The sequence below is a fragment of the Cellulosimicrobium sp. MI9406 genome (genome assembly GCF_040595865.1).
GTDB lineage: Bacteria > Actinomycetota > Actinomycetes > Actinomycetales > Cellulomonadaceae > Cellulosimicrobium > Cellulosimicrobium funkei.
In genome coordinates this window covers 383,854-407,582 of the sequence record NZ_JALIZI010000003.1, presented here as the reverse complement: position 1 = coordinate 407,582, position 23,729 = coordinate 383,854, and the positions used below count along the sequence as shown (strand labels likewise).

At 73.0% G+C, this 23,729-nt stretch carries 19 protein-coding genes; 14 read left to right on the top strand and 5 right to left on the bottom strand.

The genetic code is table 11. The annotated features are described in order from the left end of the window. Positions 1 to 107 precede the first annotated feature (107 nt). Positions 108 to 1,445 (top strand): NADP-specific glutamate dehydrogenase, encoded by a 1,338-nt coding sequence (gdhA, locus tag MT994_RS07450; protein WP_021482903.1) that lies wholly within the window; start codon positions 108 to 110, stop codon positions 1,443 to 1,445. Between the two features lie 116 nt (positions 1,446 to 1,561). Further along, entirely contained in the window at positions 1,562 to 1,996 is a 435-nt protein-coding gene (locus tag MT994_RS07445) for a VOC family protein (RefSeq protein ID WP_076403555.1), read from the top strand. A 62-nt stretch (positions 1,997 to 2,058) separates the two neighbouring features. Here the strand turns inward: MT994_RS07445 and MT994_RS07440 are convergent, their stop codons facing one another. Further along, positions 2,059 to 2,490 (bottom strand): organic hydroperoxide resistance protein, encoded by a 432-nt coding sequence (locus tag MT994_RS07440; RefSeq protein WP_076403553.1) that lies wholly within the window; start codon positions 2,488 to 2,490, stop codon positions 2,059 to 2,061. Positions 2,491 to 2,596: 106 nt separating this feature from the next. On the opposite strand from MT994_RS07440, the gene MT994_RS07435 reads away from it, so the two are divergent. From MT994_RS07435 to MT994_RS07385, 11 genes are all read left to right on the top strand, one after another. Continuing rightward, the gene (locus tag MT994_RS07435; RefSeq protein WP_082774605.1) at positions 2,597 to 3,205 is read left to right on the top strand and encodes a TetR/AcrR family transcriptional regulator; all 609 of its coding nucleotides are present in this window, start codon (positions 2,597 to 2,599) and stop codon (positions 3,203 to 3,205) included. Between the two features lie 106 nt (positions 3,206 to 3,311). Further along, entirely contained in the window at positions 3,312 to 4,109 is a 798-nt protein-coding gene (locus tag MT994_RS07430) for a copper homeostasis protein CutC (RefSeq protein WP_061268325.1), read from the top strand. Positions 4,110 to 4,471: 362 nt separating this feature from the next. Beyond that, positions 4,472 to 6,151 carry an ABC transporter substrate-binding protein gene (locus MT994_RS07425; RefSeq protein WP_354805739.1) on the top strand — a complete coding sequence of 560 codons (1,680 nt, stop codon included), beginning with the start codon at positions 4,472 to 4,474 and terminating at the stop codon, positions 6,149 to 6,151. Between the two features lie 46 nt (positions 6,152 to 6,197). After that, entirely contained in the window at positions 6,198 to 7,193 is a 996-nt protein-coding gene (locus MT994_RS07420; protein WP_061268323.1) for an ABC transporter permease, read from the top strand. Continuing rightward, complete coding sequence (locus MT994_RS07415; RefSeq protein ID WP_076403547.1) at positions 7,186 to 8,349, top strand: ABC transporter permease; 1,164 nt, start codon at positions 7,186 to 7,188, stop codon at positions 8,347 to 8,349. Before MT994_RS07420 ends, MT994_RS07415 begins: the two co-directional genes overlap by 8 nt. After that, entirely contained in the window at positions 8,346 to 9,263 is a 918-nt protein-coding gene (locus MT994_RS07410; protein ID WP_082774603.1) for an ABC transporter ATP-binding protein, read from the top strand. Before MT994_RS07415 ends, MT994_RS07410 begins: the two co-directional genes overlap by 4 nt. Beyond that, the gene (locus MT994_RS07405; protein ID WP_061268322.1) at positions 9,263 to 10,147 is read left to right on the top strand and encodes an ATP-binding cassette domain-containing protein; all 885 of its coding nucleotides are present in this window, start codon (positions 9,263 to 9,265) and stop codon (positions 10,145 to 10,147) included. The genes MT994_RS07410 and MT994_RS07405 overlap by 1 nt, the downstream gene beginning before the upstream one ends. Positions 10,148 to 10,335: 188 nt before the next feature. Next, complete coding sequence (locus MT994_RS07400; RefSeq protein ID WP_346773826.1) at positions 10,336 to 11,898, top strand: RNB domain-containing ribonuclease; 1,563 nt, start codon at positions 10,336 to 10,338, stop codon at positions 11,896 to 11,898. Between the two features lie 30 nt (positions 11,899 to 11,928). Then, positions 11,929 to 12,300 carry a sterol carrier family protein gene (locus tag MT994_RS07395; RefSeq protein ID WP_194521912.1) on the top strand — a complete coding sequence of 124 codons (372 nt, stop codon included), beginning with the start codon at positions 11,929 to 11,931 and terminating at the stop codon, positions 12,298 to 12,300. A 320-nt stretch (positions 12,301 to 12,620) separates the two neighbouring features. Further along, positions 12,621 to 17,381, top strand: coding sequence for an ExeM/NucH family extracellular endonuclease (locus tag MT994_RS07390; RefSeq protein WP_354805737.1), 4,761 nt, complete (start codon positions 12,621 to 12,623; stop codon positions 17,379 to 17,381). Between the two features lie 143 nt (positions 17,382 to 17,524). Continuing rightward, positions 17,525 to 18,028 (top strand): hypothetical protein, encoded by a 504-nt coding sequence (locus MT994_RS07385; protein ID WP_354805735.1) that lies wholly within the window; start codon positions 17,525 to 17,527, stop codon positions 18,026 to 18,028. Positions 18,029 to 18,032: 4 nt separating this feature from the next. Here MT994_RS07385 and MT994_RS07380 read toward each other — a convergent pair whose 3' ends face one another. From MT994_RS07380 to MT994_RS07365, 4 genes are read right to left on the bottom strand one after another with little or no spacing between them, the layout of a single operon-like run. Beyond that, complete coding sequence (locus tag MT994_RS07380; protein WP_354805734.1) at positions 18,033 to 19,091, bottom strand: TOBE-like domain-containing protein; 1,059 nt, start codon at positions 19,089 to 19,091, stop codon at positions 18,033 to 18,035. Next, positions 19,088 to 19,963 (bottom strand): sulfate ABC transporter permease subunit, encoded by an 876-nt coding sequence (locus MT994_RS07375; protein WP_114552656.1) that lies wholly within the window; start codon positions 19,961 to 19,963, stop codon positions 19,088 to 19,090. The genes MT994_RS07380 and MT994_RS07375 overlap by 4 nt, the downstream gene beginning before the upstream one ends. Continuing rightward, complete coding sequence (cysT, locus tag MT994_RS07370) at positions 19,956 to 20,846, bottom strand: sulfate ABC transporter permease subunit CysT (RefSeq protein WP_354805732.1); 891 nt, start codon at positions 20,844 to 20,846, stop codon at positions 19,956 to 19,958. Before cysT ends, MT994_RS07375 begins: the two co-directional genes overlap by 8 nt. A gap of 3 nt (positions 20,847 to 20,849) precedes the next feature. Then, positions 20,850 to 21,908 (bottom strand): sulfate ABC transporter substrate-binding protein, encoded by a 1,059-nt coding sequence (locus MT994_RS07365; RefSeq protein ID WP_034653459.1) that lies wholly within the window; start codon positions 21,906 to 21,908, stop codon positions 20,850 to 20,852. Positions 21,909 to 22,146: 238 nt separating this feature from the next. Here MT994_RS07365 and purF point away from each other — a divergent pair, with 238 nt between their 5' ends. Beyond that, positions 22,147 to 23,694, top strand: a complete 1,548-nt coding sequence (gene purF / locus MT994_RS07360; RefSeq protein WP_031315107.1) for an amidophosphoribosyltransferase — start codon at positions 22,147 to 22,149, stop codon at positions 23,692 to 23,694. Positions 23,695 to 23,729 lie beyond the last annotated feature (35 nt).

Sequence of the window (23,729 nt, the reverse complement as noted above, 5' to 3'; positions counted from 1 at the left end):
CTGCGGCCGCCCGTCCCGGTGCGCGCGGAGTGAGACGGTGTGACGGGAGCTTCTGGCACAGGCGTACCGTCAGCAGGAGTTCCGCCCGCGTCAGACGAGGAGTACCCATGGACAGCCGACTGCAGTCCGTCTACGACGAGGTCCTGCGTCGCAACCCCGGCGAGGCCGAGTTCCACCAGGCCGTGCGCGAGGTCTTCGACTCGCTCGGCCCCGTGCTGCGCAAGCACCCGCGCTACGTCGAGGCCGCCGTCCTCGAGCGCGTGTGCGAGCCGGAGCGCCAGATCATCTTCCGGGTCCCGTGGGTGGACGACACCGGGCGCGTGCAGATCAACCGCGGCTTCCGCGTCGAGTTCAACTCCGCGCTCGGCCCGTACAAGGGCGGCCTGCGGTTCCACCCGTCGGTCTACCTGGGCATCGTGAAGTTCCTCGGCTTCGAGCAGATCTTCAAGAACTCGCTCACGGGCATGCCCATCGGCGGCGGCAAGGGCGGCTCCGACTTCGACCCGCGCGGGCGGTCCGACGGCGAGGTCATGCGGTTCTGCCAGTCGTTCATGACGGAGCTCTACCGGCACATCGGCGAGAACACGGACGTCCCCGCGGGCGACATCGGCGTGGGCGGCCGCGAGATCGGCTACCTCTTCGGGCAGTACAAGCGCATCACCAACCGGTACGAGTCCGGCGTCCTCACGGGCAAGGGCATCTCGTGGGGCGGCTCGCTCGTCCGCACGGAGGCCACGGGCTACGGCACGGTCCTCTTCGCGCAGAACATGCTGGAGACGCGCGGGCAGGAGCTCGACGGGCGCCGCGTCGTCGTCTCGGGCTCGGGCAACGTCGCGATCTACGCGACGGCCAAGGCGCAGCAGCTCGGCGCGAACGTGGTCGCGTTCTCCGACTCGTCGGGGTACGTCGTCGACGAGGCCGGGGTCGACCTCGAGCTCCTGCGCCAGATCAAGGAGGTCGAGCGCGGGCGCGTCGCCGACTACGCCGCGCGCCGCCCCGGGGCCCGCGTCGTCACCGACGGGTCCATCTGGGACGTGCCGTGCGACGTCGCGCTCCCGTGCGCGACGCAGAACGAGCTCGACGAGGCGGCGGCCAAGCAGCTCGTCGCGAACGGCGTCGTCGCGGTCGCGGAGGGCGCCAACATGCCCACGACGCCGAGCGCCGTCGCGCTGCTCCAGGAGGCGGGCGTCCTCTTCGCGCCGGGCAAGGCAGCCAACGCGGGCGGCGTCGCGACGTCGGCCCTCGAGATGCAGCAGAACGCGTCGCGCGACGCGTGGTCCTTCGAGTACACGGAGGACCGCCTCGCGCAGATCATGGCGGGCATCCACGACCGCTGCGTCGAGACGGCCGACGAGTACGGCACGCCCGGCAACTACGTGCTCGGCGCCAACATCGCGGGCTTCACCAAGGTCGCCGACGCGATCCTCGCGCTCGGCGTCATCTGACCCGAGCCGCACGACGACGGCCGTCGGTGCCCCGCGCAGAGCGGTGGCATCGGCGGCCGTCGTGCGCCCGTGAAAAGCCCTCCGGCCGAGAAGGGTCGGGCGCCTAGGGTGGCCGGATGGCGACGGTCAGGCAGGTCCAGGTCACGTTCGACTGCGCGCAGCCACGGCGCGTCGCCCGGTTCTGGTGCGAGGTGCTGGGCTACGTCCCGGCGCCGCCCCCGGAGGGCTTCAGCACCTGGGACGACGCCGAGGCCTCCCTCCCGGCCACAGAGCGGGACGCGTGGTCCGCGTGCAGCGACCCCACCGGGGCCGGTCCGCGCCTGTACTTCCAGCGTGTTCCCGAGGGCAAGGTCGTCAAGAACCGCGTGCACCTCGACGTGCGTGCCGGCACCGGGCTCGTGGGCGCCGAGCGCCTCGCCGCGCTCGAGGCCGAGCGCGACCGGCTCGTCGCGCTCGGCGCGACGTGCGTGCGCGTGATGGTCGCCGACGAGGAGAACGAGTCCTGCATCGTCATGCAGGACGTCGAGGGCAACGAGTTCTGCCTGGACTGACGGCCGGGCCGACCCGCGGACCGCTCCGCCAGCCGGCCCCGGCGGTCGTGCCGAGGGGTGCCCTACGCGACCGTCGTGCGGACGGTGACCGGGATGTTGCCCCGGGTCGCGAGCGAGTACGGGCAGACGGCGTGCGCGGCCTCCGCGAGCTCCTCGGCGACGTCCTGGGTGACGCCGCCCCCGAGCTCGACGTGCAGCGTCGCGCCGAGCGAGAAGCCGCCGTCGCCGGTCGGGACGAGGTCGACCTCGGCGACGACGGCGGAGTCGGCCACGGGGACCTTGCGCTGCGCCGCGACCATCTTCAGCGCCGAGTGGAAGCATGACGACCACCCGGCTGCGAACAGCTGCTCCGGGTTCGTCCCGCCACCGGGGCCGCCCATCTGGCGCGGGACGGCGAGCGTGACGTCGAGCTGGCCGTCGTCGGACACGGCGCGGCCTCCGGCGCGACCGTCGCCGGTCGCGGTGGCCACGGCGGTGTAGAGGGTGTCAGCCATGAGGTGCCTCTCGAGAGTGGGATCGAAGTAGAGTTACTAGTACGTCTACATCGGAGAACCTAGACTGGCGGCCGACCGCGCGCAAGGGCGGAGACAAGGAGGGGGCATGGTCGACGATTCGCCGACGCCCGGGGCGACGGGCCGCGGCACCGCGGCCGACACGCGCCGCCGCATCCTCGAGGCAGCCTCGGCGCTCTTCTACGCCCAGGGCATCCGAGCGACGAGCGCCGACCGCGTCATCGAGCAGGTCGGCATCACCAAGGTGACGTTCTACCGCCACTTCCGCACGAAGTCCGACCTCGTCGTCGCCTACCTCGAGGCGCAGGCCGCACGCGACCGCGCCGTCGTCGACGAGTCGCTCCGCGACGCCGAGCCGCTCGACGCCCTGAGCGCCCTCGCGGGCGCCATCGGCGCCGTGAGCTGCGTGCCGGGCTTCCGCGGCTGCCCGTTCATCAACGCCGCGGCGGAGACACCCGACCCGCAGGACCCGGTGCGCGTCGTCGTGGACCGCCACCGGCGCTGGACGCGGGACGTGTTCGCCCGCCTCGCCGCCGCGGTCGGCGTCACGGACGCCGACGCGACCGCGGCGCAGCTCATGATGCTGCGCGACGGCGCCATGGTCGCGGGCTACCTCGGCGACCCCGACGAGGTGGCCGCGACCCTGCGGTCCGCGTGCCTCGCCGCCGTCGCCACGGGACGGCCGACGCCGGCCTGAGCTCCCGCGCCCGGCCCGCGCCCGGAGTCGTCTACCCTGGCCGACGGCCGCCGTCGTGCGGGTCGCGCGACGCGACGGCCGCCGGACCGGACGACGGGAGAGCGCCATGACGACCACCCACCCCGAGGGGGGCGCGGCGCCCGCGGCCCGCGACGTGGCCCTCGAGCTCGCGGTCCAGGACCCCGACGGCGTCCGCGTGGCCGCGGCCGTGCGTGCGCACCGGGTCGAGCTGTGCGTCGGGCTCGGCGCGACGGGCGGGCTCACGCCCAGCGCCGGGCTCGTCGAGGCCGCGGTCGCCGCCGCAGCGGAGGCCGACGGTCCGGGGCCGCGCGTCGAGGTGCACGTGCTCGTGCGCCCGCGCCCGGGCGGCTTCGTCCTCACGCCCACCGACCTCGACGTCCAGGTGCGCGACGTCCGGGCCGCGGTGGCGGCCGGGGCGCGCGGCGTCGTCGTGGGTGCGCTCACCCCGGACGGCCTGGTCGACGTCGGCGCCGTCCGCGCCCTCGTGGACGCCGCCGACGGGCGCGAGGTCACGTTCCACCGCGCCGTCGACGTCGTCGCCGACCCGCTCGCCGCGCTCGACGCGCTCTCCGGGGCCGGGGTCGTGCGCGTGCTCACGTCGGGCGGTGCGTCGCGCAGCATCGACGGCACCGACCGGCTGCGCGCCATGGCGGCGCACGCGCGCGACGCGCTCGGCGGGCGTGTGCAGGTCATGGCCGGCGGGGGAGTGCGGCCGCAGGACGTCGGGGCCCTGGTGGCCGCGGGCGTCGACGCCGTGCACCTCTCGGCCAAGCGCGTCGTCGCGGACGACGCGGGGCCGGGGGGCGGCGGCGACGCCGGCTACGAGGTCACCGACCCCGAGGTCGCGCGGGCCGCGCGTGCCGCGCTGGACGCCGCTCGCTGACCCCGCTCCCGGCTCGCCGCCGGCGCTGCCGCCGTCCCGCCGCCGACCCCGTCCCCGACCGCTCCCGCCAGCGCGGCCTGCTGCGCCCGTGCGACGCGCTGCGCCCCGCACGACCCGCTGCGCCGGGACCGGCCACGGGCCGCCCCACCCCCTCCTGACCGTCCTCGGCACCCCGGCCGGACCCCGTTCCACGGGGTCCGGCCGAGCCCGTCGCGCGCGATCCTGGTATCGATGTCTCAGTTAGGTAACTTTCCTGTCGTATTCGTAGGAGGGCCGGTGGCTATTAGTTAGTGTTCCTGCCACACGCCTGCGGGCGCCGAAGTACGACGTGAGGACGCGTCGTCCATGCGAAAGGACCGAAGATGATTCGAAGCACGGCGCGCAAGCGTCTGCTCACGGCCGCGGCACTCGTGACGGGCGTCTCGCTGCTCGCGAGCGCCTGCACCGGCGGGGGCGATGGCGAGGGTGAGGGCAACGGCGGTGAGGCCCGTGTCCTCAACGTCTGGGCCGGCACCCAGACGCCCATGGTCGCGAACTTCAACCCGTACGCGCCCAACCCGCTGCACGTGACGAACGGTGGCATCTACGAGCCGCTGTTCTTCTACAACCGCGCCGAGGCCGGCGACCCGACGCCCCGCCTGGGCGAGTCCTACGAGTGGAGCGAGGACGGCACCGAGCTGACCGTCAAGATCCGCGAGGGCGTGAAGTGGTCCGACGGCGAGGACTTCACGGTCGAGGACGTCATCTTCTCGTACACCAACGACGCGGCGAAGCGCGACTACCTGAACACGATCGAGAAGGTCGACGAGTCGACCGTCAAGTTCACGTTCAACGGCGCGCAGTTCACGAGCGCCGTGCAGATCCTCGGCACCACGCTCATGGTCCCCGAGCACCTCTTCAAGGAGGTGTCGGACCTCATCACGTTCACGAACGACGAGCCGGTGGGCACCGGGCCGTTCACGCTCGACACCATCACGAACGCGACCTACACCGTCGTCCCGAACGAGGACTACTGGGGCGGCGAGCCGAGCCTCGGGAAGGTCCGCTTCCTCGCGCTCGACAAGAACCAGAGCGCCCAGGACCTCCTCGCCACCGGCAAGATCGACTGGACCACGATGTTCATCGCGGACCCGGAGGCGGTCACCGGCGGCGGCCAGGTCTCGCTGCTCAACACCCCGCAGGACCCGACCACGATCATGTCGTGCTCGAACGCGGCGCTCGGCTGCGCGGGCCCGCAGACGGACCTCGCCGTCCGCCAGGCGGTCAACCTGCTCGTCGACCGCGGCGAGATCAACGAGAAGGCGTTCTCGGGCCACGCGGCCGTCGCGTCGCCGTCGCTCGCGCTCGTCGGTCGTGACGACCGCTGGATCTCCTCCGAGATCGAGAAGGAGAGCCCGCAGGAGGGCGACCCGGCCGAGGCGGCCAAGGTCCTCGAGGCGGCGGGCTACACCAAGGGTGCTGACGGCATCTTCGAGAAGGACGGCCAGAAGCTCTCGGTCGACCTCATCTCGGTCGACGGCTGGAGCGACCACAACGCGGCGGGTGACCTCATCGCGCAGCAGGCGCTCGAGGCGGGCGTGCAGATCAACCACGTGAAGATCACGCAGCAGGAGATGTCCGACGCCCGGACCAGCGGCAACTACCAGATGATGATCAGCGGCATCACGGGCACGTCGCTCGACGACCCGTTCGCCATCTACCGCCAGTGGCTCACGACCGAGTACACGACGCCGGTGGGCGAGACCATCGAGGCCGGCCGCTTCAACTTCCCGCGCTACTCGAACCCGCTCGTCGACGAGGCCGTGGCCACCGCCGCCGGCACCAACGACGAGGACACGAAGAAGGCCGCGTACGCCACGGTGCAGAAGGAGATCGCCCGCGACCTCCCCTACATCGCCCTCGTCGTGCACCCGACCATGTCGTTCGTCAACACGAAGGACTACACCGGCTGGCCGTCGGAGGACGACATGTACGCCTTCCCGCCGTCGTGGGCCACGATCAGCAACGGCGTGATCCTCTCCCAGCTCAAGCCCGCGAGCTGATGTCGCACTGCCGAAGAGGAGCTCGGGTGAACGAGGAGTCGGTTCAATGAGGTACTACGCACGGCGGATCGCGTTCTACGTGGTCACCTTCTGGGCCGCCGTCTCGCTCAACTTCCTTCTCCCGCGGGCCATCCCCGGTGATCCCAAGCAGATCTACCTCGACACCCTGCTCCGGAAGAACGGTGAGCTGACTCCGGGCCTCATCCAGAGTGTCGACATCCTCTTCGGCAGTGACGACGCCTCGCTGTGGGAGCAGTACCTCACGTACTGGAAGAACATCTTCACAGGTGATCTCGGTACGTCGGTCCTGTACTTCCCGGCACCCGTCAGCCAGCTGCTCGGCGAGGCCCTCCCCTGGACGGTGGGCCTCGTCGGGCTGGCGACGATCATCGCGTTCCTCCTCGGCGTCGGCCTCGGCGCATGGGTCGGGTGGAAGCGCGGTACGTGGGTCGACCACATCATCCCCGCGTCGACCTTCCTCCAGGCGGTGCCGTACTTCTGGCTCGCCCTGGTCCTCATCTCGATCTTCTCGGTGTCGCTCGGCTGGTTCCCCATCGTGGGCGCGTACGACATCTTCGAGTTCGACAGCGGTCCCGAGTGGTCGTGGGACTTCGTGGGCAGCGTGATCTACCACGGCACGCTCCCGGCCGTGACGATCATCCTGTCGGCGATGGGCGGCTGGCTCCTCGGGATGCGCAACATGATGGTCTCGACGATCGCCGAGGACTACGTCACGACGGCCGAGGCCAAGGGCCTGCGCCCCTTCCGGGTCGCGCTGACGTACGCGACGCGGAACGCGGTCCTGCCGTCGGTCACGGGCTTCGGCATCGCGCTCGGCTTCGTCGTCGCCGGGTCGGTGGTCATGGAGCAGGCCTTCAGCTACCCCGGCATCGGCAAGCTACTCTTCACCGCGGTCCAGGCGAAGGACTACGCGCTCATGCAGGGCGCCTTCCTCGTGATCACCGTCGTGGTGCTCGCGGCGAACTTCCTCATGGACCTGATCAACGGCATCATCGACCCGAGGACGCGGAACAATGGCTGACCCCACCCGTGACGCCGAGACCGTGACTCCCGCGGCCGACGCCGCTCCTGCCGCCTCCGTGGTGGTGGACGGCCTGCCGCCCGAGAACCGGACCGCCGGCATCGTGCCGGACGTGCCCATCGCCCCGCCCGAGGCCGTCGTCGCGGGCGAGCCCGTCCCACAGAGCACCGCGCCGAAGCGCGGCATCCGGGCGATGCTCCCGCGCCGTTCGGGCAAGCTCGTCGTCGGCCTCGTGCTGACGCTCGGGATCGTGCTCTTCTCCGTCGTGGCGCCGCTGTTCAGCCAGAGCCCGCGGGCGACGTCGAACCCGGCGTACCTGCCGCCGAGCACCGAGCACCTGCTCGGCACGAACAACATCGGCGTCGACATCTTCGCCCAGGTCGCGCACGGCGGCCTCGGCTCCCTCACGGTGGGACTGCTCGCGGGCGTGATCGCGATGGTCCTCTCGCTCCTGTTCGGCATCATCGCCGGCTACGTCGGGGGCTGGACCAACGAGATCCTGTCCTTCGTCACGAACATCATGCTCGTGATCCCCGGGCTCCCCCTGATCATCGTGATCTCCGCCTACCTCGAGTCCCGCTCGCTCTTCCTCGTCGCCCTGATCCTCGGCATCACCGGGTGGGCGGGGGCGGCGATCGTGCTACGGGCACAGGCCCGGTCCCTGCGCAGCCGCGACTACGTCTACGCAGCCAAGGTCGCGGGCGAGAAGGCGCCGCGCATCGTCCTCGTCGAGATCCTGCCGAACCTCCTGCCGCTGCTCACCGCGAACTTCCTGGGCGCCGTGCTCCTCGCGATCCTCAGCGAGGCCGGCCTCTCGTACCTCGGCCTCGGGCCGTCCGGGTCGGTGACGTGGGGCACCATCCTCAACGAGGCCAGCACGCAGAACGCGATGGCGTACGGGCGCTGGTGGTGGTTCGTCCCGCCGGGCCTCCTCATCGCGCTGTTCGGCTGCGGGCTCGCCCTCATCAACTTCAGCATCGACGAGATCATCAACCCCAAGCTGCGGACGGCCCCTGCCGCGGTCAAGAACGTCCGCCTCGCGCGCAAGCAGCGTGCGAAGCTCCAGGCGGCGACCGCGCCGAGCACCGCCAAGGCCGGCACGGCGGGCACCGCGGCCGACACCCCCGCCCGCGACGACGAGAAGGTCCAGTCATGAGCGCACCGACCCTCACCGCGAAGCCTGCGGGCGACTTCGGGGCCCCGCCCGGTGCGGTCCCCGTGCTCACGGCGCGGAACGTCTCGATCGAGTACCAGGTGAACCCGGTCGTGCAGGCCGTGAAGGACGTGTCCCTGACCCTGCATCGAGGCGAGATCCTCGGCCTCGCGGGCGAGTCCGGCTGCGGCAAGACGACCCTCGCGTACGGGCTCAACCAGCTCCTCAAGCCGCCGGCGCTGCGCACGAGCGGGGAGATCGTCCTCCACGACAAGGACGGCGACGACATCGACGTCGCCGCCCTGTCCGGGGACTCGCTGCGGGCGTTCCGCTGGGACAAGGTCTCGATGGTCTTCCAGGGGGCGATGAACTCCCTCAACCCCGTGATCAGCATCAAGGCCCAGCTGTTCGACGTCTTCGCGACGCACCGCCCGGGGATGTCCGCGAAGGCCAAGCTCGAGCGCAGCCGTGAGCTGCTGGAGCTCGTCGGGGTCGACCCGAACCGGCTCGACAGCTACGCGCACGAGCTCTCCGGCGGCATGCGCCAGCGCGTCATGATCGCGATGGCCCTCGCGCTCCAGCCGCAGGTCATGATCATGGACGAGCCGACGACGGCGCTCGACGTCGTCGTCCAGCGCGGCATCCTGCGCGAGATCATGCGGCTCCGCGAGCAGTTCGACTTCGCCGTCGTCTTCATCACGCACGACCTGCCGCTGCTGCTGGAGATCAGCGACCGGATCGCGGTCATGCTCCGCGGCGAGATCGTCGAGCTCAACACGGCCGAGGAGATCTACAACGCGCCCGCGCACGAGTACACGCGCCGCCTGCTCGGGTCGTTCCCGAGCCTGACGGGCGACCGTGGCGGGTTCGTCCGGTCCGGCGAGGACACCGCCGACAGCACGGGAGGGGTGGCCTGATGGGCACGCTCGAGATCCGGAACCTCACCAAGGACTTCGTCATCCGCAACGGGTGGAAGCGGTCGCGGCTGCGTGCGGTGAACGACGTGTCGTTCACGCTCGAGCCGGGCAAGACGATCGCCATCGTCGGTGAGTCGGGTTCCGGGAAGTCGACCGTCGCGCGGATGATCGCGAAGCTCGAGACGCCGACGTCCGGCGACATCCTGCTCGACGGCGTCCCGTCCGCCCGGCGTGGCCGTGGCCTGGCCGAGTACCGGCACGACGTCCAGATGGTGTTCCAGGACCCGTTCGCGTCGCTCAACCCGTTCCACTCGATCCGTCACCACCTGGAGCGGCCGCTGCGGATCCACGGGCGCGCGAAGACGGCCGCCGAGCTCGACGCAGCCGTCGACGAGCTCCTCACGCGCGTGAACCTCACGCCCCCGGGGACGTTCGCGGAGAAGCGTCCGCACGAGATGTCCGGAGGCCAGCGCCAGCGCGTCGCGATCGCCCGCGCGCTCGCCCCCGGCTCCCGGTTCCTCGTCGCGGACGAGCCCGTGTCGATGCTCGACGTGTCGATCCGGCTCGGGGTGCTCAACCTGCTGGCACGCCTGCAGCGCGAGGAGAACCTCGGCGTCCTCTACATCACGCACGACCTCGCGACGGCGCGGCACTTCAGCGACGAGATCCTCGTGATGTTCCGCGGGAACGTCGTCGAGCGCGGGCCGTCGGACCAGGTCATCCTCGACCCGCAGCACGAGTACACGAAGCTGCTCCTCGGGGCGGCGCCGGAGCCGCAGAACCACGGCCGCCTCCGCGAGGAGGTGCGCCGCGAGCTCGCCGCGGCCGCGGCGGGCGAGGGCGACGCCGTCGCCCGCGACCGCTTCGGCACGCGCGGCATGTGAGACGGGCGTCGCCCGTCCCCTCTTCGTCCGGGCAGCGGGGGTTGCCCGGCGGCACGCGTCGGTGGTGACGCGTGCGCGTCGCGCGGGCCAGGTCAGTCGGACGCCCTGGCCCGCGCGCTCGCCCCGTCCGTCGTCGTCCGTCCTGCCACGCAGGACGTCCCCGGCGACGGGTGGGTAGGGTCGGGCTCGTGCCCGCCCGTCACCTGCGCCTCGCGCGACCCGAGCCCTCCGCCCCGAGCACCGCCGCGCTGGTCACCGACGCGCTCGCGGCGCTGCGCCGCGAGATGGAGGTACCGGAGAGCTTCCCGGACGGGGTGCTCGCCGAGGCCGAGGAGGTCGTGCGCGAGGACCGCGCGGTGCCCGGTCCGGGGCGCGTCGACCTGCGCGACGTCCCGTTCGTCACGATCGACCCGCCGGGCTCGATGGACCTCGACCAGGCGCTGCACCTCGAGCGGGCCGGGGGAGCGCCGGGCGACCCGGCGGGCGCCGCGTTCGTCGTGCGCTACGCGATCGCCGACGTCGGCGCGTTCGTCGTGCCGGGCGGCGCGATCGACGCCGAGGTCCACGAGCGCGGCACGACCCTCTACGCGCCCGACGGCCGCACCCCGCTGCACCCGGCCGTGCTGTCCGAGGGCGCGGCGAGCCTCCTGCCGGGCGAGGACCGCCCGGCCGCGGCCTGGCGCGTCGTGCTCGACGCCCGCGGCGAGATCCTCGACGCGAGGGTGCGGCGCGCCGTCGTGCGCTCGACGCAGCGCCTCACCTACGACGAGGCGCAGGCCCGGATCGACGCTCGTCCCGCCGGGGACGACACCGGCGACCCCCTCCTGCTGCTCCGCGAGGTGGGCGAGCTGCGGCTCGCGCGCGAGCGCGAGCGCGGCGGTGTGTCGCTCGAGGTCCCGGAGCAGGAGATCGTCACGCGCGACGACGGCTCGTTCGGCCTCGAGTTCCGCTCGACCCTCCCGGTAGAGGCCTGGAACGCGCAGGTGTCGCTGCTCACGGGCATCGCGGCGGCGCGGATCATGCGCGCGGGGGGTGTCGGCGTCTTCCGCGCGCTGCCGGAGGCCGACCCGCGCGACCTCGCGCGCCTGCGCCGCACGGCCCGCGCGCTCGGCATCGACTGGCCGCGCGAGACGCCGTACGCCGAGCTCGTCCCGACGCTCGACTCGCGCGTCCCGCGCCACGCCGCGTTCCTCAACGAGGCGACGTCGCTGTTCCGGGGCGCGTCGTACGAGGCGTTCGGCGGCACGGGCCAGGAGCCCGGCGTGCCCGACGACGCGGCGCACGCCGCGATCGGCGCGGAGTACGCGCACGTCACCGCGCCCCTGCGCCGGCTCGTGGACCGCTACGGCACCGAGGTGTGCCTCGCGCTGTGCACGGGGGAGGACGTGCCGCGGTGGGTGCTCGACGCCCTGCCCGGTCTCCCGCGCACCATGGCCCGCACGGGCCAGCGCGCGAGCGGGTACGAGCGCGCGATCGTCGACGTCGTCGAGGCCGCGCTGCTCACCGGCCGCGAGGGCGAGGAGTTCGACGGCGTCGTGGTCGACGTCGAGGACGACCGCGAGCGCGCCCGTCGTCTCGAGCGCGAGGACGCCGACGAGGCGGGCGGGGCACGGCGCGGCCAGGTGGTCCTCGCCGACCCCGCGGTGCGCGCCCCCGTCGAGGGGGCGGACCTCCCGCTCGGCGACCCGGTGCGCGCCACGCTGCGCGAGGCGTCGGTGCCCGGGCGCCGCGTCCGGTTCACCGTCGGCTGACGCCGGGCTGCGCGGCCTAGGCTGGTCCTCGTGCCTGCCCGACGCCGTACCGACCCCGCCGCCGGCCGCCTCGCCCTGGCGACGTGGCGCGACGACCCCACCGACCGCCGTGCCGTGACGACGGCCGTGCGGTTCACGCTCGAGGAGCTCGCCGACGTCGCGCCCGGGCACACGGTCGAGGTGCGCGTACCGCCCGCGGGGGCCGTCCAGGCGGTCGAGGGCCCGCGGCACACGCGCGGGACGCCGCCGAACGTCGTCGAGACGGACCCGCAGACGTGGCTGGGCCTCGTGACGGGGGCCGTCGCCTGGCCCGACGCCGTCGCGGACGGGCGCGTCCGCGCGTCGGGCGAGCGCTCCGACATCTCCTTCCTGCTCCCGCTCCAGGCGGCCCGGCCGCGCTGACCACTCCGGTGGGGGCCTCGGCATCCGCTCGCGGGCGGCGAGCGTGTTACCGGTGGGTAACGTTCTGGGGGCCGGTCTGGCGGAGCGCCGGACGGGGGACTAGCGTCCCAGGATGACCGGCCGCCGTCCGCGCGGGCGCTCGCGGCACGACGACGTGCGCTGGCGTTCTCGTGACGGTGACACGGCAGCAACCGCACGTTCATCCAGGTGGGGTGCGATGTCCCGCGGAGGCAGGGCGTAGCCCCGTCCGAGGGACGTCCCCGACCCACGGGAACGCGCGAGCTGCTGCCCGGCCGTCCGCACGAGATGAAGGAGTCAGCGTGACCGACCACCAGCACCTGCGGCGACGGAGGGTGGTGGCGGGCACGTTGACCGTGGCCCTCGCCGTGCCGTTCTCCGTCGCGGCGGCCACCGCCGCGAGCGCGGCGCCCGACGGGTCGGGCCTCGTCATCAACGAGGCCTACCTGAGCGGCGGCAGCGCCAACGCCCCGTACACCCACAAGTTCGTCGAGCTGTACAACCCCACGCAGGCGGCGATTGACCTCTCCGGGATGTCGCTGCAGTACCGCTCCGCGACGAGCACGGGCGCCTTCACGGGCGTGACCGCGCTGACCGGCTCGGTCGCCCCCGGGGGCTACTACCTGGTGCAGGGCGGGTCGAACGGCTCGAACGGCGCCGAGCTGCCCACGCCCGACGCGACGGGCGGTCTCAACCCGTCGGGCACGACGGGCACCCTCGCGCTCGTGCGGTCGACCTCCCCGGTGACGCTGCCGGCGGGGAACGCCGCGGGCGCCGCGAACGTCGTCGACCTCATCGGGTACGGCACCTCGAACACGTTCGAGACGGCCGTGGGCCCCGCGCCGTCGGCCAACAACGTGCCCGCGTCGATCAACCGGACCGGGTACGCCGACTCGGACGACAACAGCAAGGACCTCACGCTCTCCAGCACCGTCACGCCGCAGAACAGCGGTGACGACGGCGGCGGCCCGGGCCCCGAGCCGGGCGAGGTCGTCCCGATCGCGGAGATCCAGGGCACGGGCGCGGCGAGCCCGCTCGTCGGGCAGACGGTCACCACGCGCGGCGTCGTCACCGCGACGTACCCCACGGGCGGCTACGACGGCTTCTACCTGCAGACCGAGGGCACCGGCGGCGACCTCGACGCGTCGCACACGGCGTCGGACGCGATCTTCGTCTACTCGAAGGCGGGCGCGGCCGCGGTGGCGGTCGGCGACCACGTCGAGGTGACGGGCGCGGTGTCCGAGTACTTCACGCTCACCCAGATCACGCCCGCGGCGGGCGGCTGGACCGTGCTCGACGAGGCGGCGCAGGACGTCAAGCCCGCGAACGTCGCGTTCCCGGCGACCGACGCCGAGCGCGAGGTCCTCGAGGGCATGCTCGTGCAGCCGGCGGGCGACTACGTCGTCGCGGACAACTACGACACGAACTACTACGGGTCGTTCGTGCTCGCGGCGGGGACGGACCCGTTCGTCCAGCCGACGTCGGCCGGGCGGCCGGGCAGCGCGGAGGCGGCGGCCGCCGTCGCGGACCGTGCCGCGCGGGCCGTGGTGCTCGACGACGGCGCCACGACGAACTTCAACAACACGGCGAACAAGGGCGTCCCGCTCCCGTACCTCACGGGCGGGGCACCGGCGCGCGTGGGTGCGGCCGTGTCGTTCACGACGCCGGTCATCCTCGACTACCGGTTCGACGCCTGGACGTTCCAGCCGCGCACGCAGCTCACCGCGGGCGACGGCGGCAACGCCGCCACGGTGCAGCCGGTCACGTTCGAGAACACGCGGGAGGACGCGCCGGCCGAGGTCGGGGGCGACCTCTCCGTCGCGACGTTCAACGTGCTCAACTACTTCACGACCACGGGCGACCAGGTCGCGGGCTGCCAGTTCTACACGGACCGCGCCGGGAACCCGATCACGGTCCGCACGGGCTGCGACGCGCGCGGCGCGGCGGACGCCGCGAACCTCGAGCGGCAGCAGACGAAGATCGTCGCGGCGATCGACGCCCTCGACGCGGACGTCGTCGCGCTCATGGAGATCGAGAACTCCGAGCCGTTCGGCAAGGACCGCGACCAGGCGCTGTCGGACCTCGTGGACGCGCTCAACGCGGCCGCGGGCGCGGAGGAGTGGGCGTTCGTCCCGTCCCCGGCCGCCGTGCCGACGGACGAGGACGTCATCCGCCTCGCGTACATCTACCAGGTGGCCGAGGCCGAGCCGGTCGGCGACTCCGTGATCCTGCTCGACGACCCGGCGTTCTCGAACGCGCGCGAGCCCCTCGCCCAGGTCTTCCAGCCCGCGGGCGGGATCACCGAGGGTGACGACGCGGCGAGCGACGACGTGCTCGTCGTCGCGAACCACCTCAAGTCGAAGGGCGGCAGCGACTCCGCGCCCGCCGACCAGAAGGACACCGGCGACGGCCAGGGCGCGTACAACAAGGCGCGCGTGGGCCAGGCGACGGCGCTCGTCGCCTTCGCCGAGGACGTCGCGGCCGACGCCGGGACGGACAAGGTCCTGCTCGCGGGCGACTTCAACTCCTACGAGCAGGAGGACCCGCTGCAGGTGCTCAAGGACGCCGGCTACACCGACCTCGGTGCGTCGACGGGCGAGCACACCTACCTGTTCGACGGGTACGTCGGGTCGCTCGACCACGTGTTCGCGTCGTCGGCCGCGGCGGACGCAGTCACCGGCACCGACGTGTGGAACATCAACTCGGTCGAGCCGATCGCCAACGAGTACAGCCGGTACAACTACAACGCGTCGATCCTCTACGACCCGACGCCGTTCCGGTCGTCCGACCACGACCCCGTCCTCGTGGGCCTCCAGCTCGGCGCCACCGAGCCCGGCACCACGCAGCTGGACCTGCTGGCGATCAACGACTTCCACGGTCGCATCGACGCCAACACGGTGAAGTTCGCGGGCACGATCGAGCAACTGCGCGCGGCGAACCCCGACGGGACGGCCTTCGTCTCGGCGGGCGACAACATCGGCGCCTCGCTGTTCGCGTCGGCGCTCCAGGAGGACCAGCCGACGATTGACGTGCTGAACGCGCTCGACCTCGCGGCGTCCGCGGTGGGCAACCACGAGTTCGACCAGGGCATGGACGACCTCACGGGTCGGGTCACCGACGAGGCCGACTGGGCCTACCTGGGCGCGAACGTCTACGACAAGGGCACGACGAACCCGGCGCTGCCGGAGTACCAGGTCGTCGAGATCGACGGCCTCGACGTCGGCTTCGTCGGCGTCGTGACGGAGGAGACCCCGACGCTCGTCACGCCGTCGGGCATCGCCGACGTCGAGTTCGGGGACCCCGTCGAGGCGCTCAACCGCGTCACCGCCCAGCTCCAGGACGGCGACCCGGCGAACGGCGAGGCGGACGTCGTCGTGGGCCTCGTCCACGAGGGTGCGTCCGCGGGCACGCCCGACGGCGCGACGCTCGAGGAGGAGGTCGCCGCGGGCGGCGCCTTCGCGGACATCGTCGACGGGACCGACGCGCGCGTCGCGGCGATCTTCACGGGCCACACCCACAAGCAGTACGCGTGGGACGCGCCCGTCCCGGGCGTCCCGGGCAAGACCCGCCCGATCGTCCAGACCGGCAACTACGGCGAGTTCATCGGGCACGTGTCGCTCACCGTGGACACCGCGACCCACGAGGTCACGGCGTACACGGCGCAGAACGTGGCCCGCACGAAGGCGGAGGACGCGACCCTGGTCGCGACGTACCCGCGCGTCGCGGAGGTCAAGACGATCGTCGACGCGGCGCTCCAGCAGGCCGAGATCATCGGCGCGCAGCCGATCGGCGAGGTCACCGCGGACATCACGACCGCGTTCGCGGGCGGCTCGTACACGGGCCCCGGCGGGACGTACGTGGGCTCCGGCCCGGACCCGACCTCCGGGCGTGACGACCGCGCCTCGGAGTCGACGCTCGGCAACCTCGTCGCCGACTCGCTCCTCGCGACGCTCTCCGACCCGGCGCGCGGCGGTGCGGACATCGGCGTCGTCAACCCGGGCGGGCTGCGCGCCGAGCTGCTGCACGGCGACGACGGCGTCATCACGTACGCCGAGGCCAACGCGGTCCTGCCGTTCGTCAACAACCTGTGGACCGTGACCCTCACGGGCGAGCAGGTCGTCGAGATGCTCGAGCAGCAGTGGCAGACGGACGCGAACGGCAACCGCCCGTCGCGCCCGTACCTCGCCCTGGGCCTCTCCGACAACGTGTCGTGGACGGCGAGCACCGCCGACCCGAACGCGGCGCCGGGGAGCAACGTCTCGTCCGTGACGATCGACGGCGAGCCGATCGACCCCGCCGGCGAGTACCGCGTCGCGACGTTCTCGTTCCTGGCCACCGGGGGCGACAACTTCCGCGTGTTCACGGACGGCACCGACCCGCGCGACTCCGGTCTGGTCGACCGGGACGCGTGGATCGCGTACCTGCAGCAGAGCTCGCCGGTGTCGCCGTCGTTCGACCGCTCGCGCGTGGTCGTCAACGAGCTGCCCGGCACCGTGACGGCGGGCTCCGAGGTGAGCATGGGGCTCTCGGGCCTGAACCTCACGTCGCTCGGGTCGCCGACGAACACGTCGGTGGACGGGTACCTCGTCGCCGCGGACGCCACGTTCGACCCGGCGAACCCGGGCACCGCGGCGGGCACCGCCACGGTGACGGGCGGGGCGGCGACCCTGACGGCGACGGTCCCGGCCGACGCCGCGGCGGGCGAGTACGACCTGTGGGTCGTCGCGTCGCCGAGCGGCACGACGGCGCGCATCCCCGTCACGGTCGAGGCCGCGGCCCCGACGGTGGAGCTCGTGAACCTCGAGGCCACCGCGCGCTGCACCGGCAAGTTCGTCCACCTCGCGGTCCGCGCCACCAACGGCGAGGACGCGCCGGTCGAGGTCGTCCTCGAGACGCCCTACGGCTCCAAGCGGTTCCCGAACCTCCAGCCGGGCAAGAACGCCTACCAGTCGTTCAACACCCGGGCCACGTCGGTCGAGGGCGGGACGGTCACCGTGACCGCGACGCTCGACGGCGTGACGCAGGAGTACGAGATCCCCTTCGAGGGACAGACCTGCGGCTGACGCCTGCCTGACGTCGCGCGGCGCCGCCGTGGAGGCGACGCCACGTCCCGCGACCCGGGTCCCGTCCGACGGGCCCGGGTCGCGGTGCGTCCGGGGCGAGGACTCTGCGGGGAGTCCCAGGGAGCGCGGGTAGGGTCGTGCTCGTGAGCTCCGAGCAGTCCCGCGTGCCCGACGGCACGACCCCAGACCCGTCCGCCGCGCCCGACGCCGTCGTGCCCGACGCCTTCGTGCCCGACGCCGCGCGCCCCGAGGCCGGGTCCGAGGCCGGGTCCGAGGCCGCTGAGCCCGGGGGCGCTGAGCCCGAGGCCGCCGGGCCGGGGACGGGGGCGGACGAGACGCCCGGCGCGGCGTCCGACGACACCGCCTCCGCGGGTGGCGAGGAGGTCGAGATCGAGTCCGTGGTCGACCCGGCGACCGTCCGCCGCGCCCCCCGCTACCGCGCGTTCTTCACGGTCGGCATCCTCCTGGGCACGGTCCTCGGCCTGGGCATCGGTGGCGCGTGGCTCCAGTCGCCCGCCGCGGCGCCGGTCTTCAAGCCCGGCGTCTACTTCACGGTCATCCTCGTGACGTGCGCGGCGCTCGGCGCCGCGGTCGCGGGCGTGTGGGCCGTCGTCGCCGACCGCCGCAGCCTGCGCGGGCGCCGCTGACCGCTCAGCCGACGAGCGGCTCGGCCACGCGCCGGTCCGCCGGCTCGGACGCCGTACCGGTCGGGGCGCCGGCGGCGGGGGAGAGCCGCACCGCCACGCCGGGCGCCAGGCCCAGCGTCCGCGCCTCCGCGCGGGTCACGACGACGGACACCACCTCGTCGCCCGCGGTCACCTCTGCGCGCACCTCGAACCCCACGCGCGTCGTCCGCGTGACGACGCCGGTCACGCCCGCCGCGTCCGCCGTGTCCCCGATCGCGACGCCCCGGTGCGCCGACGGGTCGAGGCTCGCCCCGCCGTCCGGCAGCACCTCGACGTGCACGTCGTGCGGTCGCACGAGGACGCCGCCGAGGCGCGTGACCGGGCCGAGGAAGCCCATGACGAAGTCGTTCGCGGGGCGGTCGTAGAGGTCGTCGGGCGTGCCGACCTGCTCGATGCGGCCCTCGTTGACGACGACGATCTCGTCCGCGACCTCGAGCGCCTCCTCCTGGTCGTGCGTGACGAAGACCGTGGTCACGGGGATCTCGTCGTGCAGGCGGCGCAGCCAGTCGCGCAGCTCCTTGCGGACCTTCGCGTCGAGCGCACCGAACGGCTCGTCGAGCAGGAGGACGCTCGGGCGGATCGCGAGCGCGCGGGCGAGCGCCATGCGCTGGCGCTGCCCGCCGGAGAGCTGCGACGGCAGCCGGTGCGCGAAGCTCTCGAGGTGTACGAGCCGCAGGAGCTCGTCGACGCGCTCGGCGATCTCGGCCTTCGGCGTGCGGCGGATCTCGAGCCCGAACGCGACGTTCCGCGCGACGCTCAGGTGCTTGAAGGCCGCGTAGTGCTGGAAGACGAAGCCCACGTTGCGGCGGCGCGCGGGCAGCTTCGTGGCATCGCGGCCCTCGATCTCGACCTGGCCGGAGTCCGGCACCTCGAGCCCGGCGACGACGCGCAGCAGCGTGGACTTGCCGCCGCCGCTCGGGCCGAGCAGGGCCGTGAGGCGGCCGGTCGGCACGGAGACGGAGACGTCGTCGAGCGCGACGAAGTCGCCGAAGGTCTTGCGGACGTTGCGGATCTCGATGCTCATGCGTCGGCCTCCGTGGGGGCGGCGGTGCGGGTGGACCTGACGGTGCGGGGGGAGCGGCGGGGGCGGGGGCCGGCGGCGTCGTCGGAGCGCAGGAACGTCACGGCGACGATGCACGCGACGGACACCGACGCGAGGAGGAACGCGACGGCGTAGGCGGTGCCCTGCTCGAAGTCCTGGTACCGCTGCTCGACGAGCAGCGTGGACGTCTGCGTGCGGCCCTCGAAGTTGCCGGAGACGACCTTGACCGCGCCGAACTCGCCGAGGGCGCGCGCGAGGGTGAGCACGACCCCGTAGACGACGGCCCACCGGATCGCCGGCAGGGTGATGCGCCGGAACGTCTGGAGGCGGCTCGCCCCGAGGCTCGTCGCGGCGAGCTCCTCGTCGGTGCCGAGCTCCGTGAGGACCGGCACGACCTCGCGGATGACGAGCGGGAGGCACACGAACGCGGTGGCGAGGACGATGCCCGGCGGCGCGAAGATCACCTGGAGCCCGGCGTCCTCGAGGGCGCCGCCGAACCAGCCGTTCTTCCCGTACACGAGGACGAGCGAGAGCCCGACGACGATCGGGGAGACGGACAGCGGGAGGTCGAGCAGGGCGTTGAGGAGCGCCTTGCCCGGGAAGTCGTACCGGACGATGAGCATCGAGATCCCGACGCCGAACACGGTGTTGATCAGCACGACCTGCACCGCGACGGCGGCGGTGAGCTGGAGCGCGAAGACGACGGACGGGTCGGCGAGGGCCCGCTGGAACGTCTCGAGCCCGTCGGCGAACGCGCCGCGCACGACGAGCGAGACCGGCCACCCGACGAGCAGCACGAGGTAGACGACCACGACGGCGCGCAGCGTGCGGCGCACCCAGGGAGAGCTATCCACGGCGGGCCGCCCTGCGCTGGAGGAGCTGGATCGTCGCGATGACGAGCAGCGAGACGAGGAGGAGCACCGACGCGACGGCCGCCGCCTGCTCCGGCTGGCCGTTCTCGAGGTAGCTGAGGATGCGCACGGAGCCCACCTCGGTGCGCATCGGCAGGTTCCCGGAGAGCAGGACGAGCGCGCCGTACTCGCTGATCGCGCGCGCGAACGACAGCGCGGCGCCCGCGGTGATCGCGGGCGCGAGGGCCGGGAGGACGACGCGGCGGAAGGTCGTGGCCCGCGTCGCGCCGAGCGACGCGGCGGCCTCCTCGACGTCCCGGTCGAGCTCGGCGAGCACGGGCTGCACGCTGCGCACCACGAAGGGCAGCGTGACGAACAGGAACGCGAGGAAGACGGCGGCGCGCGTGTTCGCGACGTCGATCCCCAGCGGCCCCGACGGCCCGTACAGCGCGAGCAGCACGAGACCGGCGACGATCGTGGGGAGCGCGAACGGGATGTCGATGAGCACCTCGAGGAGCCGCTTGCCGGGGAACCGGTCGCGCACGAGGACCCACGCGACGAGCGTGCCCATGACGACGTTGACGGCGGTCACGGCGAGCGCCTGCGTGACCGTGAGGGTCAGCGCCGCGGCGGTCTGCGGTTGCGTCACGGCGGCGACGAAGGCCGGCCAGCCGCCGACGGACGTCTCGACGAGCACCGCGATCAGCGGGACGAGGGCGAGGGCCGAGAACCACACGAGCGCGACGCCGAGCCCGAGGCCCGAGGTCGCCGTGAGCCGGTAGGGGCCGTTGGGCGCCCGACGGCGCGTGCGGCCGGGAGGCGCGGCCGAGGCCGGGCGGCGCTCGCGCGCCGCCCGGCCCGGTCGTTCAGCGAGGGTCGAGGACACGGGTCACTGCTTCCCGGTCTCGGCCTGGATCTTGGTCACGAGGCCCTCGTCGCCGAAGAACTTGTCGTTCGTGGCCGACCAGCCGCCGAAGTCGTCGGCGATGGTGAGGAGCGTCGGGACGGTGGGGAACGGGTCGCTCGGGTCGTTGGCGCCCTCGACCTCGAAGTCGACGTCCCCGGTCAGGGGGCGGAAGCCCACGTGCGCGAACGCCTCCTGGCCCTCGGGCGTGAGGACGAAGTCGAGGTAGCTCTGCGCCTTGGGGTCGGCGTCGACCGTCACCGCGGCGGGGTTCTCGATGAGGAGCGTCTGGTCGGGGACCACGTAGTCGAACGTCTCGCCGTTCTGCCGCGCGAGGATCGCCTCGTTCTCGTAGGAGAGCAGGACGTCGCCGGTGCCGGAGGTGAACGCCGTCGTCGCGTCGCGGCCGCTGCCGGGCAGCGCCACCGCGTTGGTGAAGAACTTCCGCAGGTACTCGGTCGCGTCCTCCTCGGAGCCGCCGTTCGCGATGACGCTGCCCCACCCGGCGAGGATGTTCCAGCGGGCCGAGCCCGACGAGCCGGGGTTCGGGGTGACGATCTCGACGCCGGGCTGGACGATGTCCTCCCAGCTCTGGATGTTCTTCGGGTTGCCCTCGCGCACCACGAGCACGACGACGGACTGGCTGACGATGCCCTGGTTCTCGCCCGCGTTCCAGTCCTCGGCGACGAGGCCCGCGTCGACGAGGCGCGTCACGTCGCCCTCGAGCGAGAAGTGCACGTAGTCGGCCTCCAGCCCGTCGGCGACCGCGCGGCTCTGGTCGCCGGACGCGCCGTACGACGTCTCCCAGGTCACGCCCTGGCCGTCCTCGGTCTCGCCCCACAGCTCCTGCGCCGCGTCGTTGCCCGCCTTCGGCACGGCGAAGCCGACGAGCGAGAGCGTCGTGGGCTCGACGTCGGAGCCGCCGTCGCCGCTCGCGTCGCCCCCGCCCGACCCGTCGACGGCGGTCGGCGCGCAGGCGGTGAGGACCAGGGCGGTGGCTGCCGCGGCAGCCGCGAGGGTGATCGTCGTCCGGAGGCGTCGCATGGTGTCGTCCTTCGTCGGGGTCCCAGGGAGCGGGAGCGGTGGTGGAACGGGCCCGGCGCGGCGGCCATACTGGACCCCCGCGGTCGGGTAAGTCGAGATTCAAGCGCGGCGTTCCCACGCAGCGAAACCCCCGACCGACAGGTGGGACGACGTAACGCCACCGTGAACGACGGCCGGGGGCCGTCCGCCTGGTCGTCCGCTTCCGCCCTCGCCCGCACGCTGTGGGACACTGAGGTACGTGGCCCCCCGCGGAGATGGACTTCTCAACCACGACCTCATGCCCGGCGAGAAAGGCCCCCAGGACGCCTGCGGCGTCTTCGGTGTCTGGGCGCCCGGCGAGGAGGTCGCCAAGCTCGCCTACTTCGGGCTCTACGCGCTGCAGCACCGCGGCCAGGAGTCGGCGGGCATCGCGACGAGCAACGGCGAGCAGATCCTCGTCTACAAGGACATGGGCCTCGTCTCCCAGGTCTTCGACGAGACGGCCCTCAACGCCCTGACGGGGCACATCGCCGTCGGGCACTGCCGGTACTCGACCACGGGCGGCGTGACGTGGGAGAACGCGCAGCCGACGCTCGGCGCCACCGCGTCCGGGACCGTGGCCCTCGGGCACAACGGCAACCTCACGAACTCCGCCGAGCTCGTCAACCTCGTCGCCGAGCGCTACGGGAGCCAGCGCCGCGGCGAGCTCGCGCGCGGCAACACGACAGACACGGCGCTCGTCACCGCCCTGCTCGCGGGCGACGCCGACCACACGCTCGAGGCGACGGCGCTCGAGGTGCTCCCGCGCTTGCGCGGTGCGTTCTCGCTCGTCTTCATGGACGAGCGCACGCTGTACGCCGCGCGCGACCCGCAGGGCGTGCGCCCGCTCGTGCTCGGCCGCCTCGAGCGCGGCTGGGTCGTCGCGAGCGAGACGCCGGCTCTGGACATCGTGGGCGCGTCCTTCGTGCGCGAGGTCGAGCCCGGGGAGCTCATCGCGATCGACGCGGAGGGCCTGCGCTCGCAGCGCTTCGCGCCCATCGAGCGCGCGGGCTGCGTCTTCGAGTACGTCTACCTGGCCCGCCCGGACACGAGCATCAACGGCCGCTCGGTGCACGCGGCGCGCGTCGAGATGGGCCGCCAGCTCGCCCGCGAGCACCCCGTCGAGGCGGATCTCGTCATCCCGGTCCCCGAGTCCGGCACGCCCGCCGCGGTCGGCTACGCCGCCGAGTCGGGCATCCCGTTCGGCCAGGGGCTCACGAAGAACGCCTACGTGGGCCGCACGTTCATCCAGCCGTCGGACACGCTGCGCCAGCTCGGCATCCGGCTCAAGCTCAACCCGCTGCGCGACGTGATCCGCGGCAAGCGGCTCGTCGTCGTCGACGACTCGATCGTGCGCGGCAACACGCAGCGCGCGCTCGTGCGGATGCTGCGTGAGGCCGGCGCGGCGGAGGTGCACGTGCGCATCAGCTCGCCGCCCGTGAAGTGGCCGTGCTTCTACGGCATCGACTTCGCGTCGCGCGCCGAGCTCATCGCGAACGGCCTGTCACCGCACGAGATCGGCCAGTCGCTCGGTGCCGACAGCCTCGGCTACATCTCGACCGAGGGCATGATCTCGGCGACCGAGCAGCCGTCGTCCCAGCTCTGCACGGCGTGCTTCACGGGCAAGTACCCCATCGAGCTGCCGCCGGACGACCAGCTCGGCAAGCACCTCCTCGAGCAGGCAGAGCTCCCGCTCGGGGCGCCCGAGGACGGGCTGCGCAGCCTCTCGGTGACCGCCGGCGGCGCCGGCGCCCTCCAGCACCCCTGACCCGCACCCTCCGCACCACCGGCGCGCGCGCCGCG